The following is a 1,532-nucleotide window of genomic DNA, read 5'->3' as shown; positions in this document are numbered from 1 at the left end:
CCGGCATGGAGAGCAATATCGAGATGAGCTACTTCCGCCTGCGGATGTAAGGGGCCTCCCAGCGGCCGCAGAGCGGGACTGAAACGATGCGCCCAAGATGGGATAGGAGATCGTATCCGGCTTCGCGGACGATGCGAAAACGCCCTGGGCCGCGAGGTTGATGGGGGACAAGTTCTTCGCCTTCCTACGCACTCATGCGAACCCGCGCGCCCCGGGCGCTCCGACTACTGGGCCATCAGCTCGAACCACATCCGCGCGTCTCGAGCTGATCGGTGACATTTTGCGGTTGGGCGCTGCGAAAGCCCCTACGCCACCTTGGAAAGGTTGAGATCCAAGTTTGCGATCAAGTCATTGTCCTCGAACACACGCGAGAAGCTCCCGCCAAGCGACGCGGAGACGGTGTGCTCGCATAGCTTCGTTCCGAAGCCCTCACGTCTTGTCGAGTCATTCGAGCTGATGCGAGCTTCTTGCCACCGGAGTTTCAATCGCCCTTCTTCGATGGTGCCAGCGATTTCGACACCATGCCCTCCTGATGAGAGCCCTCCGTATTTCACGGAGTTCGTCGCGAGTTCGAACAAAACCAAAGTCAGAGGCGTGATCGCGGTTGGCTTCACCTGAATATCAGGAAGGGAAAACTGGATGTTCATACCTTCGCCGAACGGCCTCGTGATCTCGAATGCAAGTTCTGACAGGGGCACGCCGGCAGGCTCCTCGCTCTCGGGGCTTTGCGCGGTTCGCGAGTTGAGGACTGCGATCGCGTTAAGTCGACACCGCATCTCGGAACTAAGCTGCCTTACACTTTCTGCCTGCCGCGCCGCGACCGAGATCAGGGAGGCAGCGATGGCGAAAGCATTGCCCACTCGGTGGCGCATCTCGGAAAGCAGGAGTCTCTGCTGTTCTGCCAGTTGATGCACGGGTGAGATTGTCAGGGAGACCGGAACAAGACGCCCATCTTTGCGCTGGCGGATCGTCTCAAAATGGGCGATCCGCTCACCGCGCCGCAAACGGGCGATGAAATTGACCTCCTCTTCAATCCGATCCTGAGGAAAGATGATCGTAATTGGTCGACCAATCGCCTCTTCTGCGGTGTAGCCGAAGAGGTCCTCCGCGCCGCGGTTCCAGCTCAAGATGATACTGTTGATGTCCTTGGTGACGATGGCGTCGTCCGAGCCTTCCACGATCGCAGCCAAGTGCTGCTGAACGGCTTCCGGGGTCTCCATTGAATCTACAGCCTCTCAATTCGTGCCAAAAATATAAATGAATTCGAATACGTAACATACTCGCCTGCATCGTCTATAGGGACATCACTTCCATTGAGCCTGAAAGAGCGCCTGATAAAACTCGAGCGGGAGTTTTCTTCTCTTGAGCAAGATCAAAGCCGCCTCCAGCCGCTGCATGCTTTTCTCACTCCGACGCGGGCCTTACGCGTCCTGAAAACGAGGAAGATGAATGCGTAATCCATTGTTCAAGAGCAAATCTCGCGTCTCGCTCGTCGCTCTTGCAGCGGCGCTGGGAGTCGCGATCGCATGGCA

The 1,532-nt window shown here is 57.2% G+C and carries 1 protein-coding gene; it reads right to left on the bottom strand.

Annotation, left to right across the window (positions count from 1 at the left end):
* Window positions 1–305 precede the first annotated feature (305 nt).
* Window positions 306–1,220: a PAS domain S-box protein gene (locus DEM26_RS20145; protein ID WP_109173304.1), complete on the bottom strand. Its 915-nt coding sequence runs from the start codon at window positions 1,218–1,220 to the stop codon at window positions 306–308.
* Window positions 1,221–1,532 lie beyond the last annotated feature (312 nt).

This window comes from Thioclava sp. NG1, from assembly GCF_003122275.1.
Lineage (GTDB): Bacteria > Pseudomonadota > Alphaproteobacteria > Rhodobacterales > Rhodobacteraceae > Thioclava > Thioclava nitratireducens.
The sequence above is the reverse complement of the archived record's forward strand: the minus strand, read 5'-3'. Positions and strand labels throughout refer to the sequence as shown.

Coding starts and splice junctions, on each gene's coding strand:
- DEM26_RS20145 (WP_109173304.1), bottom strand. CDS start 1,220: ATGGAGACCCCGGAAGCCGTTCAGCAGCACTTGGCTGCGATCGTGGAA.